The organism is Pararhizobium sp. DWP3-4 (genome assembly GCF_049898205.1).
In the GTDB taxonomy this organism is placed as follows: Bacteria; Pseudomonadota; Alphaproteobacteria; order Rhizobiales; family Rhizobiaceae; genus Pararhizobium.
This window is the reverse complement of the sequence record NZ_JAFCXF010000010.1, coordinates 132,183-155,681: the sequence shown is the minus strand read 5'-3', so window position 1 is coordinate 155,681 and position 23,499 is coordinate 132,183. Positions and strand designations below refer to the sequence as shown.

General features: G+C 57.3%; 23 protein-coding genes. 12 read left to right on the top strand and 11 right to left on the bottom strand.

Going from position 1 to position 23,499, the window contains the following annotated elements:
- Positions 1-10 precede the first annotated feature (10 nt).
- Positions 11-901 carry a Ku protein gene (locus tag ACP7E6_RS23360; RefSeq protein ID WP_426232130.1) on the bottom strand — a complete coding sequence of 297 codons (891 nt, stop codon included), beginning with the start codon at positions 899-901 and terminating at the stop codon, positions 11-13.
- Positions 902-1,100: 199 nt separating this feature from the next.
- Here ACP7E6_RS23360 and ACP7E6_RS23355 point away from each other — a divergent pair, with 199 nt between their 5' ends.
- From ACP7E6_RS23355 to ACP7E6_RS23330, 6 genes are all read left to right on the top strand, one after another.
- On the top strand, positions 1,101-1,289 hold the full coding sequence (locus ACP7E6_RS23355) for a hypothetical protein (protein ID WP_426232096.1): 189 nt from the start codon (positions 1,101-1,103) through the stop codon (positions 1,287-1,289).
- Positions 1,286-2,053 carry an exodeoxyribonuclease III gene (gene xth, locus ACP7E6_RS23350; protein ID WP_426232095.1) on the top strand — a complete coding sequence of 256 codons (768 nt, stop codon included), beginning with the start codon at positions 1,286-1,288 and terminating at the stop codon, positions 2,051-2,053. The genes ACP7E6_RS23355 and xth overlap by 4 nt, the downstream gene beginning before the upstream one ends.
- Before the next feature lie 352 nt (positions 2,054-2,405).
- Positions 2,406-3,158: an ImuA family protein gene (locus ACP7E6_RS23345; protein ID WP_426232094.1), complete on the top strand. Its 753-nt coding sequence runs from the start codon at positions 2,406-2,408 to the stop codon at positions 3,156-3,158.
- Positions 3,079-4,590: a Y-family DNA polymerase gene (locus ACP7E6_RS23340; protein ID WP_426232093.1), complete on the top strand. Its 1,512-nt coding sequence runs from the start codon at positions 3,079-3,081 to the stop codon at positions 4,588-4,590. The genes ACP7E6_RS23345 and ACP7E6_RS23340 overlap by 80 nt, the downstream gene beginning before the upstream one ends.
- Entirely contained in the window at positions 4,587-7,847 is a 3,261-nt protein-coding gene (locus ACP7E6_RS23335) for an error-prone DNA polymerase (protein ID WP_426232092.1), read from the top strand. Before ACP7E6_RS23340 ends, ACP7E6_RS23335 begins: the two co-directional genes overlap by 4 nt.
- Positions 7,848-7,895: 48 nt before the next feature.
- Entirely contained in the window at positions 7,896-8,183 is a 288-nt protein-coding gene (locus tag ACP7E6_RS23330) for a hypothetical protein (RefSeq protein WP_426232091.1), read from the top strand.
- Here ACP7E6_RS23330 and ACP7E6_RS23325 read toward each other — a convergent pair whose 3' ends face one another.
- From ACP7E6_RS23325 to ACP7E6_RS23315, 3 genes are all read right to left on the bottom strand, one after another.
- Positions 8,184-8,510 carry a hypothetical protein gene (locus ACP7E6_RS23325; RefSeq protein ID WP_426232090.1) on the bottom strand — a complete coding sequence of 109 codons (327 nt, stop codon included), beginning with the start codon at positions 8,508-8,510 and terminating at the stop codon, positions 8,184-8,186.
- Complete coding sequence (locus ACP7E6_RS23320) at positions 8,511-9,224, bottom strand: SOS response-associated peptidase (protein ID WP_426232089.1); 714 nt, start codon at positions 9,222-9,224, stop codon at positions 8,511-8,513.
- Between the two features lie 322 nt (positions 9,225-9,546).
- Positions 9,547-9,744 carry a hypothetical protein gene (locus ACP7E6_RS23315; RefSeq protein ID WP_426232088.1) on the bottom strand — a complete coding sequence of 66 codons (198 nt, stop codon included), beginning with the start codon at positions 9,742-9,744 and terminating at the stop codon, positions 9,547-9,549.
- Positions 9,745-10,034: 290 nt separating this feature from the next.
- Between ACP7E6_RS23315 and ACP7E6_RS23310 the strand changes: the two genes are divergently transcribed.
- From ACP7E6_RS23310 to ACP7E6_RS23290, 5 genes are all read left to right on the top strand, one after another.
- Positions 10,035-10,523 carry a ferritin-like domain-containing protein gene (locus ACP7E6_RS23310; protein ID WP_426232087.1) on the top strand — a complete coding sequence of 163 codons (489 nt, stop codon included), beginning with the start codon at positions 10,035-10,037 and terminating at the stop codon, positions 10,521-10,523.
- A gap of 54 nt (positions 10,524-10,577) precedes the next feature.
- Entirely contained in the window at positions 10,578-10,868 is a 291-nt protein-coding gene (locus tag ACP7E6_RS23305; protein WP_426232086.1) for a hypothetical protein, read from the top strand.
- Entirely contained in the window at positions 10,865-11,158 is a 294-nt protein-coding gene (locus ACP7E6_RS23300; RefSeq protein ID WP_426232085.1) for a hypothetical protein, read from the top strand. The genes ACP7E6_RS23305 and ACP7E6_RS23300 overlap by 4 nt, the downstream gene beginning before the upstream one ends.
- Positions 11,159-11,351: 193 nt before the next feature.
- Positions 11,352-11,837, top strand: coding sequence for a hypothetical protein (locus tag ACP7E6_RS23295; RefSeq protein WP_426232084.1), 486 nt, complete (start codon positions 11,352-11,354; stop codon positions 11,835-11,837).
- Positions 11,838-11,957: 120 nt separating this feature from the next.
- Positions 11,958-12,377: a response regulator gene (locus ACP7E6_RS23290; RefSeq protein ID WP_426232083.1), complete on the top strand. Its 420-nt coding sequence runs from the start codon at positions 11,958-11,960 to the stop codon at positions 12,375-12,377.
- 394 nt (positions 12,378-12,771) lie between these two features.
- Here ACP7E6_RS23290 and ACP7E6_RS23285 read toward each other — a convergent pair whose 3' ends face one another.
- The 7 genes from ACP7E6_RS23285 to ACP7E6_RS23255 all read right to left on the bottom strand — a co-directional run bounded on the left by ACP7E6_RS23285 (position 12,772) and on the right by ACP7E6_RS23255 (position 21,803).
- A complete protein-coding gene (locus ACP7E6_RS23285; protein WP_426232082.1) occupies positions 12,772-14,322 on the bottom strand; it encodes a sensor histidine kinase in 1,551 nt (516 codons plus the stop codon).
- Between the two features lie 269 nt (positions 14,323-14,591).
- Positions 14,592-17,177, bottom strand: coding sequence for an ATP-binding protein (locus ACP7E6_RS23280; protein WP_426232129.1), 2,586 nt, complete (start codon positions 17,175-17,177; stop codon positions 14,592-14,594).
- Positions 17,178-17,360: 183 nt separating this feature from the next.
- On the bottom strand, positions 17,361-18,488 hold the full coding sequence (locus tag ACP7E6_RS23275; protein WP_426232081.1) for a sensor histidine kinase: 1,128 nt from the start codon (positions 18,486-18,488) through the stop codon (positions 17,361-17,363).
- A 411-nt stretch (positions 18,489-18,899) separates the two neighbouring features.
- Positions 18,900-19,865, bottom strand: a complete 966-nt coding sequence (locus ACP7E6_RS23270) for a magnesium and cobalt transport protein CorA (RefSeq protein ID WP_426232080.1) — start codon at positions 19,863-19,865, stop codon at positions 18,900-18,902.
- 97 nt (positions 19,866-19,962) lie between these two features.
- A complete protein-coding gene (locus ACP7E6_RS23265) occupies positions 19,963-20,922 on the bottom strand; it encodes a DUF808 domain-containing protein (protein WP_426232079.1) in 960 nt (319 codons plus the stop codon).
- Positions 20,923-21,035: 113 nt separating this feature from the next.
- Positions 21,036-21,431, bottom strand: coding sequence for a KUP/HAK/KT family potassium transporter (locus ACP7E6_RS23260; protein ID WP_426232128.1), 396 nt, complete (start codon positions 21,429-21,431; stop codon positions 21,036-21,038).
- 129 nt (positions 21,432-21,560) lie between these two features.
- Complete coding sequence (locus ACP7E6_RS23255; protein WP_426232078.1) at positions 21,561-21,803, bottom strand: hypothetical protein; 243 nt, start codon at positions 21,801-21,803, stop codon at positions 21,561-21,563.
- A gap of 868 nt (positions 21,804-22,671) precedes the next feature.
- Here ACP7E6_RS23255 and ACP7E6_RS23250 point away from each other — a divergent pair.
- Positions 22,672-23,475, top strand: coding sequence for a glycosyl hydrolase 53 family protein (locus tag ACP7E6_RS23250; protein WP_426232077.1), 804 nt, complete (start codon positions 22,672-22,674; stop codon positions 23,473-23,475).
- Positions 23,476-23,499 lie beyond the last annotated feature (24 nt).

The following is a 23,499-nucleotide window of genomic DNA, read 5'->3' as shown; positions in this document are numbered from 1 at the left end:
GGTTCTCCTATCAGCCGGCGCGGCGGGTTGGTGCTGCTGCAGTTTTCGCGTTAGCGGGTTTGGCTTTCGCCCGACCGACACCCTTGTTGGCATTGGCTGCCGCCCGATTGGGCTTCTCTTCCTTGGCGCCGAGGCCAGCGCTTTCGCGCAATGCCTGGAGCAGATCGCTCGACTTCGAGACTATCGGAGCCTTCTTTTTTGGCAAGGATCGGCCCTCGATCTTCGCTTTGACGAGTTCAGCTACGGCCTCCTCGTAGCGGTCGTCGAAGGTGCTGGCGTCAAAGCTACCCTTCTTCTTGCCTATAATCAGTTCCGCGATTTCGAGCAGCTCCGGATCGCTTTTCATATCCGGCAGGTCTTCGAAGGCCTCCTCTGACGAGCGGACTTCATAGTCGAAGTTGAGGGTCGAAGCGATAAGCCCCTTTCCGTGCGCGCGGATGAGGACCGTGCGCAAGCGGCGGAAGAGCACCGTTTGGGCGATTGCCGCAACCTTAGCCGCTTTCATACCGTCGCGCAGAAGCACATAAGCATCGGTGCTCATCTTGTCCGGTGCCAGATAATAAGGCTTGTCGAAATAGACATTGTCAATTTCGGAGCAGGGGATGAAAGACTCGATTTTCAGGGTCTTGTCACTGTCTGGGACTGCGGCTGCGACTTCGCCCGGTTCGAGCACGATGTATTGGCCGTTCTCGACCTCGTAGCCCTTGACCTGATCATCACGCTCGACTGGATTTCCAGTCTCGCTATCGACGAATTCACGTTTGACCCGATTACCGGTCTCTCGGTTCAGGGTATTGAATGCAATGCGCTCAGACGATGAGGCCGCCGTATAGAGCGCCACAGCGCAAGACACCTCTCCGAACTTTATGAAACCTTTCCAATTTGCTCGTGGGGCAACCATGATACGCGTACTCCTGATACAACTGACGCGATTCAACGGAATCAAGAACCGAATCGTTCCGAGGCAAAATGAATCATTTTCAGTGACTTAGCTGGGAGCGAGTTCGCGTTTGACAAGTCTGGCCTAGCGTCCTGATTTGAATGCATCTTTTGTCGCTGACGCGCGTTTATCGAGACGACAACCACAAAGGAGTCCTGTCATGACAAAGCGCGAATTGATCGATACCGGCACTGATAAGCGTTATGTCCGCCGTGATGAAGACGGCAAGTTCAGTGAGAGCGTCGATGTCTCGCGTTCCCTCTCGGCGGATGCCCGACACGAAGCCAAGGATGACGCGAAACCCGGCAACGGTGACAAGGGCGATCGCAAGCGCGGATCTGGCCGGTGAAACTCGCCACCTACAATGTCAACGGCATCAATGGCCGCCTCGACGTGCTGATCCGCTGGCTCGCCGAGGCGGAGCCAGACGTTGTATGCCTGCAAGAATTAAAGACGCCAAATGACAAGTTCCCACGCAGGGAAATCGAGCGCGCAGGCTACGGCGGGATCTGGCACGGTCAGAAATCCTGGAATGGTGTGGCTATTCTTGCGCGAGACAGGGAACCAGTCGAGACGCGGCGTGGCCTGCCCGGCGATCTCCACGATAGCCACAGTCGCTATATTGAAGCCGCAATCGACGGAATGGTCGTTGGTTGCATCTATCTCCCCAACGGCAATCCGGCTCCAGGGCCCAAGTTCGAGTACAAATTGCGCTGGTTCGAGCGCCTGCAATCCTATGCTGCAGAGCTACTGGAGCTGGATGTCCCTGTCGCTCTCGTTGGCGACTTCAATGTCATGCCAACGGACCTCGACGTTTATAAGCCTGAGCGCTGGATTGACGACGCTCTGTTTCGTCCGGAAGTGAAGGCGGCCTATGCCGACCTGGTCGCACAAGGGTGGACTGACGCCATCCGGCATCTTCATCCCGATGAGCGCATCTATACTTTCTGGGCATATTTCCGCAATGCATTCGCGCGGGATTCCGGCCTTCGGATCGACCATTTCCTCTTGAGCCCACTCCTTGCTGGAGATTTAAAAGAGGCTGGCGTCGACAAATTTGTCAGAGGGTGGGACCACACCAGTGATCACGCTCCTGTATGGATCGAAATCTAGCCATGCGAAAAAGAGTTCTGTCGCTGCGCCCAAAGTCCGACGTAGCATCGATCGGTATCGTGCGATGAACAGCTCATTTCCCGGTAACAAGAGTTTCGACTGGCCTGGGTTCCACCCTCGGTCTTCAAACATCGATACCCCAAAATTATTTTAATCGCGCAAGGACTTGAATCATCTACTTACCGCTCTGATTCGGCTTATGAATCTTTCGACCTTTTAAATCTGAAGGACAAAATTCCTATAACCCACCCGCTTGACTCTGGCGCCGCTCGGGAACAGAACGTGAACTTCAGGAATTAAAGCGGCATGAAGTCGTCCTTAGTACACACGAACCGACAGGATTCCGTGAGCGATGATGGCTGCCCGCGAGCATGTCATAGCCGATCTACGCAGCCGCATCGCATCCCTCGCGAGTGGCCCTGCGAAGCAATTGGACTGTCTCCCGTTCGGTGTTGGCGAGATCGATGCAGTGCTGCCTGGAGGTGGCTTGGCGCGCGGTGCCCTTCATGAGTTCGCAGGGGGTGGCGCCGGTACGGTCGATGGAGCAGCGGCAGCCCTGTTTGTTGCCGGAGTCGCCGCGCGGACGAAAGGCAAGATCGTCTGGTGTCTGACGCGGCCGGATCTGTTTTTCCCAGCACTTGCACAGGCCGGCCTAAATGCAAACCGGGTCATATTTGTCGAGGGCGACAAGGAAGAGGACGTCCTCGCGTCCATGGAAGAAGCCTTGTCCTATGGGGGCCTCGGCGCGGTTGTGGGGGAACTCGTCCGGCTGCCGATGCTGGCAAGCAGGCGCCTGCAGCTCGCGGCGGAAAAGAAGGGAGGCCTTGCCCTCGTTGTTCGCAGATGGCGGCGGCAAACTGAAGCCAACGACTTTGGCCAACCCACCGCATCGACCACGAGATGGCGCGTCAGCGTGTTGCCATCGGCGGAGTTACCGGTGCCCGGCATCGGGCGGGCAAGATGGTTGCTGGAGTTGATGAGATCGCGTGCGGGCGAGTGTGCTGAGTTTATCGTTGGAGCGTGTGATGACCAGGGTCGTATCGATCTTTCTTCCCGATCTGTCGACGGATCGCATTCGTCGGGCCGATCCCGCCATTCCGGTTGAGCAGGCCATTGCCGTGATTGCAAAGAGCGGATCGAAACGCTGGGTCTCTTCGGCCGATGCTTCTGCAAAGAAGGCAGGTGTCCGCATTGGCATGCCAGCCGCAAAAGCCCAGGCCCTGTTCCAGGGACTGCTGATGATCGACGCAGATCCACGAGCCGACGCCGCAGCGCTCGAACGCATCACCCTTTGGGCGCTCACCCAATATTCCCCGATCGTCTCCGTCGATGCCCCCGACGGTATCGTCATGGACACGGAAGGTGCAGACCATCTCCAGGGCGGGGAGCTTGCGATGCTGACAGGCATCGCCAATCTGTTCAGAGGCAGGGGTCTGATGACACGTGTCGCCATCGCTGACACATGGGGTGCCGCTCATGCCTGCGCGCGCGCGATCAGCCGGGACACCGTCATCGTCCCCCGGGGCGAGACCGTGCGAGCCGTCGAGCGCTTGCCCGTCGCCCTGTTGCGGCTACCGGAAAAAATCGTCAGCGATCTCAGAACTCTCGGATTCCGCACAATCGGGGAGCTTTCGGCGACACCGCGGGCACCGCTGACACTGCGCTTCGGACCTGAGATCGGGCGCCGGCTGGACCAGATGTTTGGTCGCGCCAGGGAGCCCATCGACCCCATCCGCAGTCCCGAGCAGATTGAGGTCAGCCGCTCTTTCCAGGAACCGATCGGGGCCGCAGAGACGATCGATAAATATGTCGGGCGTCTTGTCATCCAGCTCTGCCACGAACTTCAAAGAAAAGGGCTCGGCGTTCGACGTGCCGACCTCATAGTCGATAAGGTCGACAACACCCGCCAGGCGATCCGCGCAGGAATGGCAAAGCCCGCAAGGGACGTAGCGTGGATGACCAAGCTGTTCAGGGACCGCACGGAAAAAATCGAGCCAGGTTTCGGCATCGAGAAGCTGACCCTCGTGGCCGTGATGTCGCAGCCGCTCACGGAGACACAGACGGCATCGTCGTTTATCGAGGATGTCGTCGAAGATATCACGCCCCTCGTCGACATCTTTGGGAACCGCGGCCAACGGGTCTACCGCCTTGCGCCAGTCGCGTCCGATGTCCCTGAGCGCAGCGTCCAGCGTATTGCTGCAACCGCTGATGATGTCGATGTCTTCTGGTCACATCAATGGCCGCGCCCGGTTCGTCTCCTTGCCCATCCGGAACTGGTCGAGGTCATCGCGCTGCTTCCCGACCATCCGCCCGTTTCCGTGACATGGCGCGGCAAACGCCGACGGGTCAAAAGCGCTGATGGTCCCGAAAGAATTTTTGGCGAATGGTGGCAGCGTACGTCTGAATGGGCTGCCGTTCGCGACTACTTCATCGTTGAGGACGACGCAGGCGAGCGGCTCTGGATCTTCCGGTCCGGCGATGGTGTCGATGGCGGGACGGGCTCTCACAAATGGTTCGTGCAGGGGATTTTCGCATGAGATATGCCGAGCTCCAGGCGACGACACATTTCAGTTTTCTAAGGGGCGCAAGTTCGGCGCAGGAGCTGTTTGTGACGGCGAAAGAACTGGGCATTGAAGCGATTGGAATTGTCGATCGCAATTCACTGGCCGGGATCGTCCGTGCTCTCGAAGCCTCCCGTGAAACCGGCGTACGGCTGGTCGTCGGTTGCCGCCTCGATTTGGCTGACGGTATGCCGATCCTGGTCTATCCGACCGACCGGGCAGCCTATTCCCGTTTGACCCGGCTGATCACACTTGGCAAAAGCCGCGGCGGCAAGAACAACTGCCTCCTGCATCTGGACGATGTTGCAGCCTATGCGGAAGGCCTTATCGGCATCTTAATCCCTGATCTCCCCGACGAAACCTGCGCTGTCCGTCTTCGCAAGATGGCCGACATTTTTGGAGATCGCGCCTACCTTTCATTGTCGCTCAGACGACGGCCAAACGATCAGTTGCGGCTGCATGAGCTGTCCAATACGGCCGCGCGTTTTAGGGTGAAGACCGTTATCACCAATGATGTGCTGTTTCACGAGCCGGGCAGACGGCAGCTTCAGGATATTGTCACCTGCATCCGCAACAATACCACGATCGACGAGGTCGGATTCGAACGCGAACGTCATGCTGACAGGTTTTTAAAGCCGCCGGAGGAAATGGAGCGTCTGTTTCCGCGCTATCCGGAAGCGCTGCGGCGAACGATGGAGATCGTTGATCGCTGCAAATTTTCGCTTGAGGAATTGACTTACCAATATCCGGAAGAAGCCATTGTTCCTGGGAAGTCGGCGCAGCAATCCCTCGAGCATTATGTCTGGGAAAGTGTACCGGATCGTTATCCGGAAGGCCTGCCGCCAAAGACCCTGCAGATCGTCCGCCACGAACTCGATCTGATCCAGAAGATGAAATACGCTCCATATTTCCTGACGGTGTTTTCGATCGTCCGTTTCGCCCGATCGCAAGGTATTCTCTGTCAGGGGCGCGGATCTGCGGCAAACTCTGCCGTCTGCTACATCCTCGGCGTCACCTCTATTGATCCGGAAACCAACGATCTTCTGTTCGAGCGCTTCGTCAGCCAAGAACGCGATGAGCCGCCCGATATCGATGTCGATTTCGAGCATGAGCGTCGCGAGGAAGTCATCCAATGGATCTACAAAACCTATGGCAAGGAAAAGGCAGCGCTGTGCGCCACGGTAACGCGCTACCGCGCCAAGGGTGCAATCCGCGACGTAGGCAAGGCGCTCGGCCTGCCGGAGGATTTGATCAAAGCGCTGTCGTCCGGCATGTGGTCCTGGTCAGAAGCGGTCAGCGACCGAAACGTCAAAGAGCTCAATCTCAATCCGGACGATCGCCGGCTGGTGCTAACTCTGCAACTGGCACAGCAATTGATGGGCGCACCACGTCACCTTGGACAGCATCCCGGCGGCTTTGTCCTTACGCATGACCGCCTCGACGATCTGGTTCCCATCGAGCCTGCGAGCATGAAGGACCGCCAGATCATCGAGTGGGACAAGGACGATGTCGAGGCGTTGAAGTTCATGAAGGTCGACGTGCTGGCGCTTGGCATGCTGACTTGCATGTCCAAGGCCTTTGATCTGATCCGCGAGCACAAGGACGACGACCTCGATCTGTCGAAGATCACACAGGAGGATCCCGCGACCTATGCGATGATCCGCAAGGCCGACACGCTCGGGACTTTTCAGATCGAGAGCCGTGCGCAGATGGCGATGCTGCCGCGCCTGAAGCCACGGACATTTTACGACCTGGTCGTTCAGGTGGCGATTGTGCGTCCAGGCCCAATCCAGGGCGACATGGTGCACCCCTATCTGCGGCGGCGCGAGGGCAAGGAAAAAGTCGAATATCCCACGCCGGAGCTGGAAGCCGTGCTTGGGAAGACGCTCGGCGTCCCCCTGTTTCAAGAGTCGGCCATGCGCGTTGCGATGGTCTGTGCCGGCTTTACCGGCGGCGAGGCTGATCAATTGCGCAAGAGTATGGCGACGTTCAAGTTCACCGGGGGCGTCAGCAGGTTCAAGGAAAAGCTGGTTTCCGGCATGGTGCGAAACGGCTATACCGCAGAGTTTGCGGAGAAGACGTTCAGCCAGCTCGAAGGCTTTGGCTCTTACGGCTTCCCGGAATCCCATGCGGCATCCTTCGCACTGATCGCCTATGCCTCCAGCTTTGTGAAATGCCACCACCCGGATGCGTTTTGCGCAGCCCTGATCAACAGTCAGCCCATGGGATTTTACGCCCCCGCCCAGATTGTCGGCTGCGCTCGTGCCCATGGCGTCGAAATTCGCCCGGTATGCGTCAACCAGTCACGCTGGGACTGCACCCTGGAGCGGATCGGCAATACCGGGGGTCATGCTGTCCGGTTGGGCATGCGGGTCGTGAGAGGCCTGGCTGTCGCTGACGCCGCCCGGATTGTCGCCGCACGCATGAACGGTGAGTTTGATTCCGTCGACGACATGTGGCGTCGGTCGGGCGTTCCCGCCGCCTCGCTGGTTGAACTTGCGCAAGCCGATGCGTTCCGGCCGACCCTGCAGCTCGAAAGACGCGACGCGCTGTGGGCAATCAAGGCATTGCGTGACGAGCCGCTGCCCTTGTTTGCCGCTGCTGCCGATCGCGAAATGCAACCCATCGCCGAGCAAAGGGAACCCGACGTCAAGCTCCGGCAGATGACCGAAGGCCACAACGTGGTTGAGGATTATGGCCATACCGGGCTCACGCTTCGCGACCACCCTATCGCCTTTTTGCGAAAAGATCTGGTGAAGCGCAGTATCGTGACCTGCGAAGAGGCCATGACCGCACGGGATGGTCGATGGGTCATGACCGCAGGCCTGGTGCTCGTGCGGCAAAAACCCGGCTCTGCGAAAGGTGTGATGTTCATCACGATCGAGGATGAGACCGGCCCCGCAAATATCGTCGTCTGGCCAAAACTATTCGAAAAGCGGCGGCGGATCGTGCTTGGAGCGTCGATGATGGCGATTAACGGACGCATCCAGCGGGAAGGCGACGTCGTCCATCTCGTCGCCCAACAGCTGTTCGACTTGACCCAGGACCTTTCCGGGCTCGCAGACAGGGACATGGAGTTCAGACTGCCATCCGGTCGCGGCGACGAGTTTGCGCATGGCTCGGTCGGCGGTGGCGATACACGCGATCGGGCACCTTCGCCTAAGCCCCGGGACATTTTTGTCCGTGACCTCCATATCGACACGTTGAAGGTCAAGGCGCGGAACTTCCAATGACGGTCATCTGCTTGTCTGTCGTTCGGTCGCACCCTATCGTGCGGCATGATGAATGATCCTGCACACGATGCCTTCGAGCGCGCAATGGAGCGGTTTGCCGATGGTTATACCCAAGGCCTGTTCGAGGGCCGGACATGGGGCGTGACCGTGAAACGGTCCGCAGATCGCAAACGCATCTGGCTCTACGCCGAACACTTGGCCGGATCCGACATTGTCAGCTTCAATCTCTATCGGCTGCAAGGTGCAGGCCTGGAACTAAAGCCGTGCGAAATGTCGTCCGAAAAGGCCGTCGCTTTCGTGGTCGGCTTCGACAGCGGGTCGTCGACAGCGACCTGATCAGCCGTCGATGCCGGCCCACCACTCAGCATAAGGCGTGTTTTTGGCAAGCTTGCGATTGTAGTCTGGTGCGGCGTCATCCCACCAGACAAGACCGCGCTCTCCGAGGGCGATTTTGGAGTCGTCGACCCGTTTGCGCGCAGCGGCCGTTGCGTCCTTGTCTCCCCTGGCATCCCGAACCGCCCGACGTGCCGCCATCAGTTCGCTTACCAGATTGACGCGTTTCGTCTCATCAAGGCCGGGATCGCTTTTACGCCAAAGCCTACCCCGGACCACGAAATATCGACCGTCGGGAGTGTCTGGATATGCTCGCTCGTCTTTTGTCATTCAAAGCTGCGCGGAGAATAGGTCCGCGGTCTGGCGGGGATGCCCGCCCAGGCCGCCAACCGCCGTGTATCGCGGCAACACCGTCATCCTCTCTTCCGGAAGTGGCCTCTGGAGATTCTTGGCCTCCTTCCAGTCCGCAGTCATCCAGATCTCGCATTCTTCGCGTGTCGTCAGCAGGACAGGCATGGCCTTGGGATGGATTGGTTTGACGATCTCGTTGGGATTGGTCGTCAGGAACGCGTAGATATCGTGCTCGCCCTCACGCGGCGCTTTGATCGGACCCCGGGCACCGGTCCATTTCGTGTGAATGCCTGCAAGCGCGAACACCGGTTGGTCTTCATTCACCACGAACCAGCGCAGGGGCTTCTTGCCAGTTTCAGGATCGGCCACCTGCTCGTACTCACTGAACGCTGTCGCCGGTACCAGGCAACGGTGCCCGACACCAAGCCATTGCTGCCAATGCGGGATCCATGTCTTACGAACATTGGTAACGCCCTTGTCCGGCTTCCCGTCAAGGTGCTCCTCCGGGGTTGGCATGCCCCAGACAGACATGGCCAGTTCGCGTTCACCATTTGCATCGACCCGAACGATCGGGCCGGGACGGTCGGGATGGACGTTCATGGAGGGTGGCAGATTGCCCTCGCGATATCTGGTGATATCGACGAAATCCCGGATGGCTTGCTGATTGCTCGTCAGATTGTAAAGGTTACACATAAAGCCCCTCCCGCTGGCACGAAGATAGACGATCCTGCTCGACTATCAACGCTCAGACGCCGAACGCGTTGCATCCAGTCGGGCGCCTGCAGTTCCTGCATTACAGGAACGGGCCGTCGCACGCCGATAGTAGAAACGTGCTGCGCGAAAAATCTGCCAATTACAGCAGACCAGCAAACGAATGGAGCGACCTTAACGCCTGAACGGCCTGCGCTTTTTCACACTATATTTACACATCAAAAACCCCCGAAGGTTGATATCCAACTTTCGGGGGGCATTTTACCGAGGCCGGGTCCTCGACTACAAGCGGCCGTTTAGCCCGCTAGTGCGTGGTGCTGGATATGAGTGCGTCGATGAGTTTAATCTGCGAGCGATTGCCGCGCTTATATTCGTTGATCAGTATCTTCGCTTCCGCAGTCGCATCCTTGCGCAGAATGTGGTGCTGAGTACACCAGGCATCGAGGACGGACTGGAGCATAGTAAGGTCCATTGGCGGTATTGCGATATCGGATTTATGCATCATTTTCCTCCCAAGGATTGACATCTTTTTGGTGAGAAACTGCCTCCCAGCAGCCTCCAGCGCATTCAACCGTAGTCTAATGTAATAGGCGCACAAGATAAAAATGTGACATTCAGGTTGAGGTACGTAACCGATTTTCTTTATGCAGTAATCACCTGAGCGTCCGGGGTTATGAGGGCGCAACCGTACCACGCACCTGATGCGCGGCAAGACGGAACATTGGTTCCGCCGATGGGTTGATACCACACAATTGCCCGGCTGTCGGTGCAATGTCCCAAGGAAACAATCCCATGGTTAAATTACTCGAAGAGCTGTTCCTGAACACACTCAAAGACGTCTATTTTGCGGAACAGAAGATTGTCGACACATTACCCGACATGGAGCAGGCAGCGACGAATACTCAGCTGAAGTCTGCTTTTCGCAAACACCTTGATGAGACCAAAATCCACGTAACGCGCCTGGAAGCCGTCTTCAATGTGATTGGCGAGGAGCCAGAGGCGAAGACGTGCGACGCCATCCTCGGCATTACCGACGAGGGTGCCGAAATCATGGAAGAATACGAAGGCTCACCTGCCCTTGATGCCGGCCTTCTGGCTGCTGCTCAGGCCGTCGAACATTACGAAATGTCACGCTACGGCACGCTACGCACGTGGGCGCTGGAACTTGGCTATGAAGAAGCCGCCGAGATTCTACAATCTACTCTCGATGAGGAACAAGCCACCGATCTTGCACTCACCGCGATCGCCACGTCCGTCGTAAACCAAAAAGCCGAAGGCTGATCATTCGTTGGGGTCTGACAGGTGTCAGTCCCCGACTTTTGCCAGATAATCGTTATGTCCATAGGTTTTACATATCTGCTCACAAGACTGCGGGGGACTGAGCTGTTGGTCGGCTCAGAGGCGCAGACTATTGACGAGATCAAGTCGTTGCTTGTCGAGAACGGCGTGCCAATTGAAAGCGGCTTGGCCGAGCTTCACCAGGTCGGGAAATTGAAAATCGGCAAACAGACCTCTGAAGGACTGATCGAGACGATTCTTTTGGTGAAGCCATGCAAAGGCGCTGAAAGATCGGCGGCGGACGATCCCGCAAGCCTGCCGCAGAACAAACAGGAAGCAAAATTATGAGCGCTCGTAAGGGAGAACTGACTGCGGCTGACATTGACCGCGGTTGGCCATTTCAAATCGCGCTGGATGGCGCTCTTTGCACGGGCCAACAGAGCGTGGTCCAGGCCGAATTCTGCAAGGGCCTTTCGCGGTGTGTGCGCGGCCATTCTCTGTTCCACGATGACAAAACGTTCGTCGTTCAGTGCTTTTCGCTGAAAGAGGATGCCGAAAAATTCATGAACCGTTTTGGTGGCGAGTGGTTTAATCCACGAGAGCGTGGTCGAGGAAACCAATGGAATAAATGCTCCTAGGTAAAATTTGCCGGACGATAAAAGTGAGCGGGAACGATCCTGTACTTAAGCAACTTGTACTGGAAACGAAGGCACGATCAGATCGTCGGAAGTATTTAGAGCCATCATATCGCAATGATGGAGGGCCCTTTATTAGCTCGCCCTAAATACGACTTGCGAGTGTGCAAAGTCCGACCTGCACAGAGGACGTCCCATGAAGAACTGGCTTTCAAACAGAGCATGCGCTCCCCGCATTTTTGCAGCAGCGACGTTTTCATTCGCCGTACCAGCCCAAGCTGAATGTCGCTCAGCCCTCAACAACCCCGAATGGCCCAGGATCGCACATTCAGTTGCCGCACTGCAACTGTGCGAACAAATACCGGTCGGCCCCAATCATACCGCCAGATTTCAAGTTATTTCGGTGGACATGTGCTCCTTTCCGAGTGGCATCGATTCCGTAACGGCCAGAGCGTTGCTGACCTGCGAATCCGGCGCGGACTCGCTGATCCAGATACCTTCACTTGACAGTGAGGTCTTGGCGACGGTGACTTTTGACACCAAAGCATGTCGTCTTGTGGATTCTGATCTTCAAATCAGCGGTGAGATTGGAGCACTCATGTCTGGCCTAGAAGACACGCAGCAAACTGCTCGCGCCTGGGCCCAGTCCGAATTATCGCACCTGTGCGCATTACAGCGATGAAGCGCAGTGTTCGGCCTATCGAAGGGTGATGCCTGAAAGTTCCTTGGGACCGGCTACCGTCTGGTGTCTTGGCGACAAATCGGTTAGCGCTGCGATTGTGTTTTTAGCCGCAAATCACACTTGAACCCCGACATTGGTTCGATTAACTCAGAATCGGGTTTGTCGAAAGGGATTAACCGGATGGGCACTGGGACAAATCGTACGCTGCTTATCCTTGAGGATGAGCCTTTCATCGCGCTCGATGTGGTGGACGCTCTCCGCAACACGGCCTATAATGTTGTGACGCTGAGATCATGCTCCGACGCGAAGAATTGGCTGCAATTTCAAACGCCTGCAGTGGCGATTTTAGATATCAGTCTGCAGGACGGCGAATGTGCCGAAGTCGCTGCGACCCTTGTTGAACGACAGGTGCCGTTTGTCGTCCACTCGGGTTACGTCGATGGGGCAAGCGAAGTGTTTTCGCATGGCAGATGGATCGATAAGCCGGCGCAGCCGCATGCCATATTGGATGCTGTGAATGCTTTGAATCCCGTACACTGAAATTCGCCGGCGTTTGATGCGATGGCAACCATTTGGCACGCGTACGCCATCTCTACACACGGAAACTGAGGGGATCAGACCGAACTCCTAGATGCAGTGGCCCTCAATGAAGCCGTTTGGCTTGCAGGATGATTTCGACCGATCCATTCAACGGCTGACTGGTTGAGTTCGAGCGCGCCAAACTGGGAAAGATGCGCTAGTCCTCCTCTACAGGAACATCCTCAAAGCTTTGGGGAAGCGATCAGATGGTGACTTCGCTGTTTTCGGTTCGTGTTAAGAGATACCGGATGCCCTTGGTGTTCATGACCTAAATGTCCTGACTTTTCTCAGTGACCACATTTCTCCCAGTTTTGGCGTCCCTGTCGGCGATTGCCCACTCAGTCCCCGTTTTGGTTTAAGCTGGCTCCGCCATCTCAATAATATCCATCTCAGCCGTAAAGTTCGTCCCGTCATTCCTTTGGTAGATGAACTCGCCCTGCAGTTGCGACACGACCCCCTTGATGAGACGAGAACCCATTCCCGAGTGCATGTTTTCGCGGTCGAACCCCACACCGTTGTCACTGATGACCAGGCATGCCCTGCGCTTGGACAACGCCTTCAACGTCACGGCGATTTTCCCGCCCTGGGTATTTGGGAACGCGTACTTGAGGCTGTTTGTGACGACTTCGTTGGCGAGAAGCGCCAAAGGCGTGGCCGTGTCGGCGGAGACATCGATGTCCTCAATGGCATATTCGACTTCGACTGATGCCCCGTAGGACTTGACGAGCATATCAACCACCGCAGTGAGGAGATGCTTAGCCGACACCTTTGCGTATTGATCACGACTGTAAATCTGCTCGTGGACAGCTATCATCGCAGCGATGCGGTCGAACAAGGACTTCTGCACTTCCGAAGGCAGCTGCTGCATCCTAATCAGCGACTGCACAGACTGGAGGTTGTTTTTGACGCGGTGATGGATTTCCCGGAGTAGTAGCTGGTTTTCTTCTAAAGCCACCGAAAGGGCCGTCGAACGGGCGATGTCTCGCGATAAAAGGTGCCTGATCCAGCTTGCAGCCGCGATTAGCCCGATCGCCGCGAGGCACAGCACTCCGACAGCGATCAACATGTCGTTCCAGAAGGACCGCATGCCCGCCTGATATCCGGCGGAACTTACGGCGATGAAATCTGTCCCCTCAACCGACCGATATCCTACGGTCCGGGCGACGCCGTCAGCCGGGGAAACCGCGAAATATGTTCCGGTGGGAGATTTGGGAAGATAGTCCGTGAACAGGACATAGCCGCTCATGTCGAGTGGCCCGCTTGCCAGCGGAAACCGAGCAACGAGCTGGCCATCGCGACGGATGATTCCAACCGTTGAATCTGGCCCCAAATCGGCCGACTCCAAAATGTCCGCGAAGATATCGACCTCGAAAGAAACCATCGCCGCGCCGACAAACGCGCCATTCCGTTCAATGCGGCGACTAAAGACGAAAATCTGCTGACCGTTCTGACGACTGACCAGCAAAGATGAAACGTGTTTCCGCGCGCCCTTTTTAAGCTCCGCAAAATACGGCCTGTCCGTGATCGGAACTGGCTTGACCACAGGATCGGTGGAAAGAAGCGTCGTTCCGTCCCGGTCAACGACATAAGCCTCCACCTGACCAGGAAGGTTTTCCACCGCCTCATTGATGTCCCTTACCTTAGATTTATCCCCGACGCGGACATCGGAACCGAGCGCCTCATCGATTCGCTGAAGGGCTTGCCAGGCGAGGGCGTCAATCCACTTCGCATTGGTAGCAACGATCTTGGAGGCGGCGACGGCTTGGTCCTCCGTCCGTTGCTGGGCGGAGGTCCAGCTTTCGTAAAGCCATAGTCCCAATAGCAGCAGCAACCCTACAAACATCGTCCCCATGACGGCGGTCGCGGCTTTCGACACGGTCGCCGTGTGTAGTCCCTCGAATTTCATAGTCGCCCATCACCCCTTGCGATGCGATCCGTCGCGCGCGTAACCACAGTAGCGAAGCTGTGACGACAGTTCTAGCGACGTGCCGAGGGCGGGAACTTAACCGTCGGCGATCACAAAGACAATCCAAGCCATGGGCGGATAGCGGACGCGGGGCGGTTCGACATAACGCGCGACGACCCGACGACTGGCTCACGTCGGGCACATGTCCCCATGGGCATTCCTCTCTCAGTTGCCTGGCCCCATGCGGGGTCACAAAAGACACCTTCAACTCAACCCCCGCTAATCATTGCCTTTACGCGAAGGGCAAGCGCTTCACTCGTGAAGGGCTTCGTCAACACCTGCATGCCACGGTCAAGGTGGCCGAAGTTGAGCACGGCGTTTTCAGCATACCCGGTAATGAAAAGAACTTTGAGCCCAGGCAACGTTCCGCGCATCGCATCAGCGAGTTGGCGACCGTTCATTCCGTTTGGAAGCCCCACATCAGTCAGAAGCAGATCGATGTCCGTTCTTGTGCGAAGCACCGCCATAGCGGTTGGGCCGTCTCCGGCCTCGATTATCTCGTACCCTAGTTCCTCGAGAGTCTCGACCGCGACCATCCGGACGAGGGGTTCGTCGTCGACGACAAGGATAGTTTCGCGCTCGGCCGCGCGTGGGGCAACGGTCGTCTCCAGCGTTTCGTCGTCAACGTGTTTACCGACAAAACGCGGTAGATAAAGGCTAATCGTCGTGCCTTTCCCGACCTCAGAGTGAATTTTCGCGGTGCCCCCAGACTGGCCCGCAAACCCATAAACCATCGACAGCCCAAGTCCCGTACCCTGACCCGTAGGCTTTGTGGTGTAAAAGGGGTCAAATGCGCGCGCGACCACGTCCTTTGTCATACCTGTCCCGGTATCGCTCACACCAAGCCAGACATACGCCCCAGCCGACAGTCCCGGTTCCCTCGCTCCTCGTTCGTCGAGCATTCGGTTTCCTGTCTCGATAGTGAGTTGCCCGCCGTCAGGCATGGCGTCCCTCGCGTTGATGCAGAGGTTCAGAAGGGCGTTTTCGAGTTGGCCGACATCGACGAAGGTGGTCCACAGCCCGTCCGTTGCAACGGTCTCGACTTGAACGGCCGGTCCAACGCTTCGGGATATCAGGTCGTACATGCCTGAGACGATCCGATTAAGGTCGGCCGCCTTGGGATCTAGCGTTTGCCGCCTTGAGAACGCGAGAAGCCGCTGGGTCAGACCCGCAGCTCGCTTAACAGCGGATTTCGCCCCGACCAGGTAGCGGTCAATATCGGCAATGCGTCCCTGCGTCAGCCGCGTCGTTATCAACTCGAGACTGCCGCCTATCCCTGCCAGAATATTATTGAAGTCGTGCGCGAGGCCGCCCGTGAGCTGGCCGACGGCTTCCATCTTCTGGGAGTGACGAAGAGCTTCCTGCGCGTTCAGGAGCGCCTTTGTCCGTTCTTCGACATGAGCTTCAAGGGAGGCGTTGAGCTCGGCCAGAGCCGCAGCGGTTTCACGCAGGTTGGCCTCTGACCTGACGCGCTGGATGTGCGCCCACGATCGCTCGGTCACCTCTCTGATCAATGCCAGTTCTTCGTTCGACCATACGTGCGGCACCTTGTCGTGGATTGCCATCAGCGCCGTTAGCCTGCCCTCCCTGATTAAGGGCATGCAGATCGTCGCCGCGATTCCGATATCCTGAAAGGTCTTGGCCTCCTCGGGCGCAATTTCAGCAATATTATCGTTGATGATCAGGGGGAATCCCCGGCTGAGGTTCCAGACAGCAAGCTTACCAAAATCAGCAAGGCTATAATGACCAACGATGGACGGCGAGCCCTCCGCCGCCCAGTCGCCCCGAATTGTGAAACCGTCCTCGTCCTCGTCCATGTCGGCGTAGGCGCAGTTTGAAAGTGAAAGATGCTGACCGACCATTTTTGTCGTAATAGCGAGGATGGCGTCGGCGTCGCGACGCATTCCAGTTTCTCGCGCCAGGTCGTCGAGAAACCGCAATCGGGATTCTGATTGCCGAAGGGCGAGGTCGGCCGCTGTGCGCTCGGTGACGTCCACGCCCGACAGGAAGATGTCCGTGACGTTCCCGGAACTGTCCTTAACTGGTTGACAGGCGAAATCGACAAAGCGGTTCTGGACAACGCCGCCTGGCATTGCATGAACAGAGAAGAGTGCTCCGTCAGCTGAATACGGCTCGCCAGTTTTTCTGATGTCGTCTAGTATTGCGAGATAGCCCTGTTCAGCTACTTCGGGCACTGCATCTCGCAACGACCTGCCGACAACATCCCGGTGGCTGACGAGTTCGAGATATGCCTGATTGGCGTACTGTATAATATGATCGGGCCCCGACAGCATTGCCATGAACCCCGGTGCGTTCGCGAACATCTGGCGATAGCGCTCGGTCTCGGACAGAAGCCGTTGCCGCCCCTCGACCGCTTCCGTCGTTTCCACGACGGTATCGATAATTCCGACGACTGCACCACTCTCGTCACGGATCGGGCTGTAGCAGAACGTGAAATACGCAGTCGCCACCCGACCGTTTATCGTCGTCTGTAGAGGGAAGTCCTCAAAATATACGGCGTCACCGCCCATAGCTTTTTCGGCGATCGGCTTAAGTTCGTCCCAGATTTCCCTCCAGCCGGCGCGCAAAGGCTTGCCGAACGCTTCTTCTTTGGCACCCAGCAACGGCAGGTAGCCGTCGTTACAGATCGCGATCAGATCAGGCCCCCAGAACAGGCACTGCGGAAACCTGCTGGCGATCATAGCGTCGACGGTGATCCTGAGGGCGGGAGACCATTTATCAATTGGTCCCAGCGACGTCTGGTCCCATGGAAACGCGCGCACCTTGTCAGCCATCACGCCAGTGGACGAAGGAAATGAATTCACCGGAATCGCGCCCCGATTAAATGATTGAGGCATTAAATAGAGAAGCTCGAGGCAAATGGAAGAGTGGACAGTTGGGGCATGCACCAATGGCTATGCAGTATTTCTTGCGGGTCCTCTCAGCACGGATGTTCAGTGCCGACGCCAACATATCTATCAGTAGTGCAAGCCTGACCGGGACGCGGCTGGAAATCTCACCGAAAACCGTGTGCCTTTGTTGCCCTCCGCGTTAGCAGCATTAAGCTGGCCACCGAGCTGCGCTGACAACGCCCGCACCACTCTCATACCAAGACCACTAAGCGATTGGGAGACATCGAAGTCGTCGGGCAACCCTTTACCTCGATCGGAAACCGCGAGTTCCTGCATTCCTGACTGCTCGTGGTAGGACACAGTAATCGGTCCCGCCCCGTGCTTGACGGCGTTCATCACGAGTTCATTGACGATCAATCCGATCGGTTGAATGAACGCATGCGATATCATGCCGTTACCGCAGACCAGCTGGACCGGTGCGCTAACAATACCGGAGATGTCTTCGCAAAGTCGCCCGAGGTATTCGGATGCCAACATGTCACCAGCGACGTCCTGAGCATATGCGTGACGGTGGACGCGGGCCACGGCAGCAACTCGGTTGGCCGCATCTTTGAGTTCGGCAACAGCTTGCGAAGCGTGCGGTAATTTCCCTTGCATGGTCAGCATCGACGAGACGAACTGCAAGCTGTTCATCACCCTATGGTCGATTTCCTTGGCCAGCATTTTCGAGGTCGCGATCGCCCGTTGTGCTGACAGTCGCAATTCAAGGTGATCCATGACGACAGATGCCAGGTCTTTCAGGTCGTCAATCTGCTTCTGGTCGATGGCCCGCACTTGCTTGTCGATGATGCAGAGGGTTCCAAGGTTGTAGCCATCAAGCGTCCGCAACGGCACGGCAGCATAGAAGCGCAAGCCGAATTCTCCGGCGACGAGGGGGTTGGCGAGCGACCGAACATCCTTGGCTGCGTTTTCCAAGATATATGGATCGTCACCAAGGATTGCGGAGGCGCAAAGTCCAGGATCGCGATCGATTTGTTTTACCGGAACACCGTGGTGCGATTTGAACCAGATGCGATCGGTATCAACGATGCTGACGATAGCAATCGGCACATCAAACAGACGAGCCGCCATTGCGGTGACCCGGTCGAACATTCCGTCTGGAGGCGTGTCCAGGATATCGTACCGGCGCACAGCGGCCATGCGCGAAGCCTCGTTGGATGGAACGATGCTCGGATCGACTTGGAATTGTACCACGCTTGAAGCTCCATTCACGCCTTCCGCCGGCGAAGTCCAAATTCGGTTCGAAGTTATTGCAATCATGACCAAACGTGCGGATTTCGAATGTGTTCCTAGCAGGTTCGCCGCAAACCACGGAAATGAACATTATCGAAGGCACAGATTGGCGTCCCCCGCATTCAAAGATATCGTCATCGGTTGGGACTGTACCGTTCGAAGTCAGTTAATCGATAGCCTTAGGGAGGTCGCGGCTTAGACGGCTTAGTATTTCGTCAGGCGAAAATCCTGTTCTCGCTGACAGATCGACACGCACCTCCGGTCCGAGTGCCTCCGACGACTGGCTATCGTTGATTTCGAACCCGGTTTCGACCCACGATTTCGCCGTTTGTCACGCGGTAGCGTCAGCGGCGGAGTCTTCAGGTATACGGGCTAAAGCCAGCCAGTCTTTTTAAAGCGGTAGAAGAGTACGCCGCACAGGGTAACGATGACCCCCAAGACCACGAAGTAGCCATACCTGCTCTGCAACTCGGGCATGTTTTGGAAGTTCATCCCGTAGATACCAGCGATTGCGGTGGGTACCGCAAGAATGGCGGCCCAAGCGGCGAGCTGTCTGGTGATCGTACCCTGCCGTTGTTGTTCGAGGAGATTACTGGCCTCGAACACTGAGGTAATGACGTCCCGGAGGCCGGACATCATCGTCTCGACGCGTTTTACGTGATCGAGGACGTCCCGAAAATACGGTTTGGCGTTATCGTCTACGCACGGCAGCTCAAGATGCGTCAGTTTTCCGACGACCTCCGCCATTGGTCCCAGTACACGCTGGAACAGGATGACCTGACGGCGCATCCGGAAAATTCGCCTGATCTGCTCACGTTCGAGAAAAGAAGCGAGCATGTGCTTTTCCATTGCGAGCACGTTGTCTTCCATTTTTTCGACCATGGGCAGGTAGCCGTCGACGATGAAGTCGATAATCGCATGCAGAATGTAATCGGGGCCATGGTTCAACAGGTTCGGCGACTGCTCGAGCTGTTCCCTCAATTCCTTGTGCGCGCGTGCCGATCCGTGACGGACGCTGACGATGTGATGCTTCCCGACGAAAATGCAGGTCTCTCCATAGACGATCTTGTCGCCCTCCAGATGCGCGGTCTTGGCTACGACAAAAATCTGCTCGCCGTAAACGTCAACCTTAGGGACCTGGCGGCCGTTGAGCGCATCTTCCACTGCCAACGGGTGCAGTCCGAACATTGCTTTGAGCTTGTGCATCTCATCTGCCGTCGGTTCGGCGACACCGATCCAGGCGAACTCGCCGTCTTTCGGTTTGAACGGCTTTTCACCCAAAGGCAGTTCGTCTGCGCGATTTCCGCCGCGGTAGATGTAGGAGGCAACGACTGTCATGAGATGCATGTGCTTTCATCGATTAGGGATCATGGCCAATTCCTGCGGCGGCGCGATGCCCGGCAAGAGGCTCGTGCGTGCCGAAACTTACAGGCAATTAACTTTGAGTTCTCAGGCGCTTAATCAAGGGAGCCGAAGCGCGAACGAGGACGATGGTGAAGCCGCCGATTACTATGGCGAGAGCCGCCTGAATCGCCGATGTCGTTGTCCAATGAAGGATTTCGCGAAAGTAAGCGGACACGGTACCAATTCCCGTTGCTATGCCTTCGATGAAATGCTCGGGGCCATGATAGCCGAGCTCGGCCATACCATGCACCAGAATGCTCCCTCCGACCCACAGCATTGCGGCCGTACCGATCATTGCCAGTATGCTGAGAAAGACAGGCACTCCCACGACGAGCCCGCGCCCGAACGACCTCAGTAGTCCGATGGGCGTGCCAGCAAGCGCCAGGCCCAGATCGTCGGCCTTCACGATGAGCGCGACGACGCCGTAGACGGCCAACGTGATCAGGATACCAACGGAAGCGAGCACCGCCGCCTGCGTATAGATATTGGACGCGGCAACGTTGGCCAGCGTCAATGCCATGATTTCGGCGGACAGGATGAAATCCGTCCTGATTGCGCCTGAGACCTTCTGGTTCTCCAGTGTGGTTGGGTCGGTTGTTCCCGATACGGCAGTTTCGTGGTCGTGAGTGTCATGAGGCACAAAGGCTTCGTAAAGCTTCTCAGCGCCTTCGTAGCAGAGATAGACGCCGCCAATCATGAGCAGCGGGGTGATAGCCCATGGCGCGAAATAACCGAGGAAAAGTCCGGCTGGCAGGAGGTAGAGAAGTTTGTTTTTTAGTGACCCGAGAGCAATCCTGGCGATGATCGGCAGCTCGCGCGCCGGGGAAAGGCCGACGACATATCGCGGCGTCACCGCCGCGTCGTCGATTACGACGCCTGCCGCTTTCGCGCCGGCCTTTGCAGTCTGCGCGGCAATGTCGTCCAGCGATGCTGCGGCCAGTTTGGCAATTGCAGCGATGTCGTCAAGGAGCGCGATAAGTCCTGTGGCCATGTGAGGTTCCGTTAGTTTTTGAAAGGAGATATTCTTTGGTCGCGCCCATGTCCAGATGGGTGACGCCTGCTCTCTGAGAACAGTCCTCGCCGACTTTGTTGCGAGATCCGAATTCAGATCGAAACTTGCTCCCCGATTTCAACCACGCGGTTTGCCGGAAGCTTGAAGTAGGCCGACGGATCGACACCCAAGCCAGCAAAAGCGATATAGAGGTTTTCCCGCCATCCCGGCAGACCGGAATTGGGATTACCGATCAACGTCCAACGCCCGAGGAACGAGGTCTGCATGAGGAACAGCACGTACTTGAAAGTGACAATGATCGTCAGCGTCCAGACCATCAGCGAAATCACACCAACGACTTCCTGCTGACTAATACCGTCGTGGGAGAACGGCCGAAGGGCTTCCCGAAAGGCATAGAGCGGGCTCGTACCGATATAGCCGAAAACCACCCTGAACCAAGAAGGAGAGACACTTTCACGTATCGGATTCTGGGAAGGGTCGGCGGTGATGGCTGTGATGAAAGCTCCAGCGGCGCTTGGCGCTTTGCAGTGCGTTCACGCTATATGGTGCACCGCAGCGTTCGCGGCAACTATCGCATCTGTCTGGGCTGAATGACGAATGCGCGCGGGTTGCCCTGATTAGCTTTCAGTGCTGTCACGTGTGTCCATGGCCATGTCATGGAGCGCTTGCGTGTCTTCGGGATCGTATTCCGCGGACAGGATGACACTCAAAAACGCCGCGCGGGCAATCTCCTTCTTCGTGGCTTCCGGATGCCGCTCCTTTACCGCGGCAATCAGCGCCTTGGGTTTCATACCCGGCGTCGCGAGTTGCCTGATCGTTTCGGCAATGCCTTCGATCTCACGAAGTTCTTTCTCGCGCATGAGCATCTCCGATGGACAGTTGCCTCGCACACATGCCATTTTTGAATGAGAGTTTCATGACTGTGCCAAAAAGGCGGCCCATCATATCGCACTGCCGCCCTGGAGGGCGTTGCCGCCGGATGCGGCGATCAGACATCCAAACAATCTGAGGAGGTCAACCACGTCCGCTTGGCCACGTGTCCTTCGATTTTTTGCCATACACCCGTGCTTGGCGCCAATGGAAAAGTTCTTGGCCTCTTCGGGGTGTGCGTCGAGACGACCGCGAGGGTCGCATCCGACCGGGCGGCACTGGCCACGGTGGATCGCGAGCGCTCCCGACTGTTCGAGATGACCCGCGACTTGTTCGGGGTCGCGACGATCGACGGCCGGTTGCTCTCGATCAACCCCGCCTGGTCGCGGCAGGCCGTTCGATCAGACGGGTTCCTTTTGAATACGCCCTTCTCGGAAATCATCCATCCTGACGATCTGGCGGCAACCGGGGAGGTCATCAATGCGATGATCGCGGGGAAGCCCGTCCATCAGTTCCATGTCCGCCTTCTCCGAACAGACGGAACGCCGATAGCCTTTGCATGGTCAGCGATGCCCGAGGGACCTGGCAGCGATCTTTTCCACACCGTCGGCCGGGACATCGCTGAGGAGGTGGCCTCCGCCTCCGCGCTCGCCAGAGCACACGCTCGCCGAAATTGCTTAAGGAAAGAACGGCGAGGAGTGCTACGGAAGGCTGATGGACCTGACTCGACAACTGCCCCTCCCGCTCCGACCCGCTGCACTTTTCCGCAGTCCCATCATGGCAGGCTTCGAATGCGGCCTCGTCCATCGCGGTCGCCACGACCTTCTAATCACGACCGGGCACACGGCGGATAGGCGGTTGGCCGATCATTTCCGTATTGTTTGCGAGCACGGACTTCTCACGATCCGTGACGGCCTTGTTCCTGGACATCACGCGCTTGAGCGCCTCGTCGCTGCACGGCACGCGGGCGTTCAGGCGATCTGGGATCTTTCCCACTATCATCGCAATCAGGATCCAGTGCGATGCGCTCGCATCGCGTCCGAGGCCGCCCTTTCGGCGAATGGCGATGAGAAGCTGTGGCTCTGTCCTGTGAACGAGCCTTCGCTCTACCCAATGATCACCGGAATGCCGCGCCACGATGCCATCGAGATGGCGGTCCTCATGGCCAGGGTAGCCCGCGACCATCATCCGGATGTCGGGATCCTAACGAACGACCCCATTACCGGGGTGGGCGAGCGTCAGTTCGAGGCGACGGACGCGATCGTCTCAGCGGTCGACGTGGACGTCGTCGGAGTAAACTATTACCCCCACACGGCGCGAACCTCGCTGGTGAAGGTCCTGCTCGCGACATGGAGGCGGTACCGCAAGCCGATCATGGTGTCGGAGACAAGCTGGCACGACGGCCATCCCGTCCACCACAGTCGGTATCCCGGCTTCAACAAGGGTGGGTGGCTCCGGCACGTGCTGGAGCAAGTCGATGTTGCAGCGTTTCATGGTGCAATCATAGCCGGGGTCTGCTGGCATCCCATCGTTGACTGCCCACCGTGGCACCGGCCATTCTCCGCAGACCGTTGGAGCCATGGTCTCATACGCTCGGACCTGTCGGTTGACCCGGACCTGTCGGTTGAGCTTGCCTCGCTACGCGTTCGCGCTGCGGCTTAGTTTGATTGGAAACCTGACCGGCAG

What these genes read in the sequence shown, in the direction of transcription:
- ACP7E6_RS23360 (WP_426232130.1), bottom strand. Translation starts at nt 901, where the DNA reads ATGGTTGCCCCACGAGCAAATTGGAAAGGTTTCATAAAGTTCGGAGAG.
- ACP7E6_RS23355 (WP_426232096.1), top strand. Translation starts at nt 1,101, where the DNA reads ATGACAAAGCGCGAATTGATCGATACCGGCACTGATAAGCGTTATGTC.
- ACP7E6_RS23345 (WP_426232094.1), top strand. Translation starts at nt 2,406, where the DNA reads ATGATGGCTGCCCGCGAGCATGTCATAGCCGATCTACGCAGCCGCATC.
- ACP7E6_RS23340 (WP_426232093.1), top strand. Translation starts at nt 3,079, where the DNA reads ATGACCAGGGTCGTATCGATCTTTCTTCCCGATCTGTCGACGGATCGC.
- ACP7E6_RS23335 (WP_426232092.1), top strand. Translation starts at nt 4,587, where the DNA reads ATGAGATATGCCGAGCTCCAGGCGACGACACATTTCAGTTTTCTAAGG.
- ACP7E6_RS23330 (WP_426232091.1), top strand. Translation starts at nt 7,896, where the DNA reads ATGAATGATCCTGCACACGATGCCTTCGAGCGCGCAATGGAGCGGTTT.
- ACP7E6_RS23325 (WP_426232090.1), bottom strand. Translation starts at nt 8,510, where the DNA reads ATGACAAAAGACGAGCGAGCATATCCAGACACTCCCGACGGTCGATAT.
- ACP7E6_RS23320 (WP_426232089.1), bottom strand. Translation starts at nt 9,224, where the DNA reads ATGTGTAACCTTTACAATCTGACGAGCAATCAGCAAGCCATCCGGGAT.
- ACP7E6_RS23315 (WP_426232088.1), bottom strand. Translation starts at nt 9,744, where the DNA reads ATGCATAAATCCGATATCGCAATACCGCCAATGGACCTTACTATGCTC.
- ACP7E6_RS23310 (WP_426232087.1), top strand. Translation starts at nt 10,035, where the DNA reads ATGGTTAAATTACTCGAAGAGCTGTTCCTGAACACACTCAAAGACGTC.
- ACP7E6_RS23305 (WP_426232086.1), top strand. Translation starts at nt 10,578, where the DNA reads ATGTCCATAGGTTTTACATATCTGCTCACAAGACTGCGGGGGACTGAG.
- ACP7E6_RS23300 (WP_426232085.1), top strand. Translation starts at nt 10,865, where the DNA reads ATGAGCGCTCGTAAGGGAGAACTGACTGCGGCTGACATTGACCGCGGT.
- ACP7E6_RS23295 (WP_426232084.1), top strand. Translation starts at nt 11,352, where the DNA reads ATGAAGAACTGGCTTTCAAACAGAGCATGCGCTCCCCGCATTTTTGCA.
- ACP7E6_RS23285 (WP_426232082.1), bottom strand. Translation starts at nt 14,322, where the DNA reads ATGAAATTCGAGGGACTACACACGGCGACCGTGTCGAAAGCCGCGACC.
- ACP7E6_RS23280 (WP_426232129.1), bottom strand. Translation starts at nt 17,177, where the DNA reads ATGGCTGACAAGGTGCGCGCGTTTCCATGGGACCAGACGTCGCTGGGA.
- ACP7E6_RS23270 (WP_426232080.1), bottom strand. Translation starts at nt 19,865, where the DNA reads ATGACAGTCGTTGCCTCCTACATCTACCGCGGCGGAAATCGCGCAGAC.
- ACP7E6_RS23265 (WP_426232079.1), bottom strand. Translation starts at nt 20,922, where the DNA reads ATGGCCACAGGACTTATCGCGCTCCTTGACGACATCGCTGCAATTGCC.
- ACP7E6_RS23255 (WP_426232078.1), bottom strand. Translation starts at nt 21,803, where the DNA reads ATGCGCGAGAAAGAACTTCGTGAGATCGAAGGCATTGCCGAAACGATC.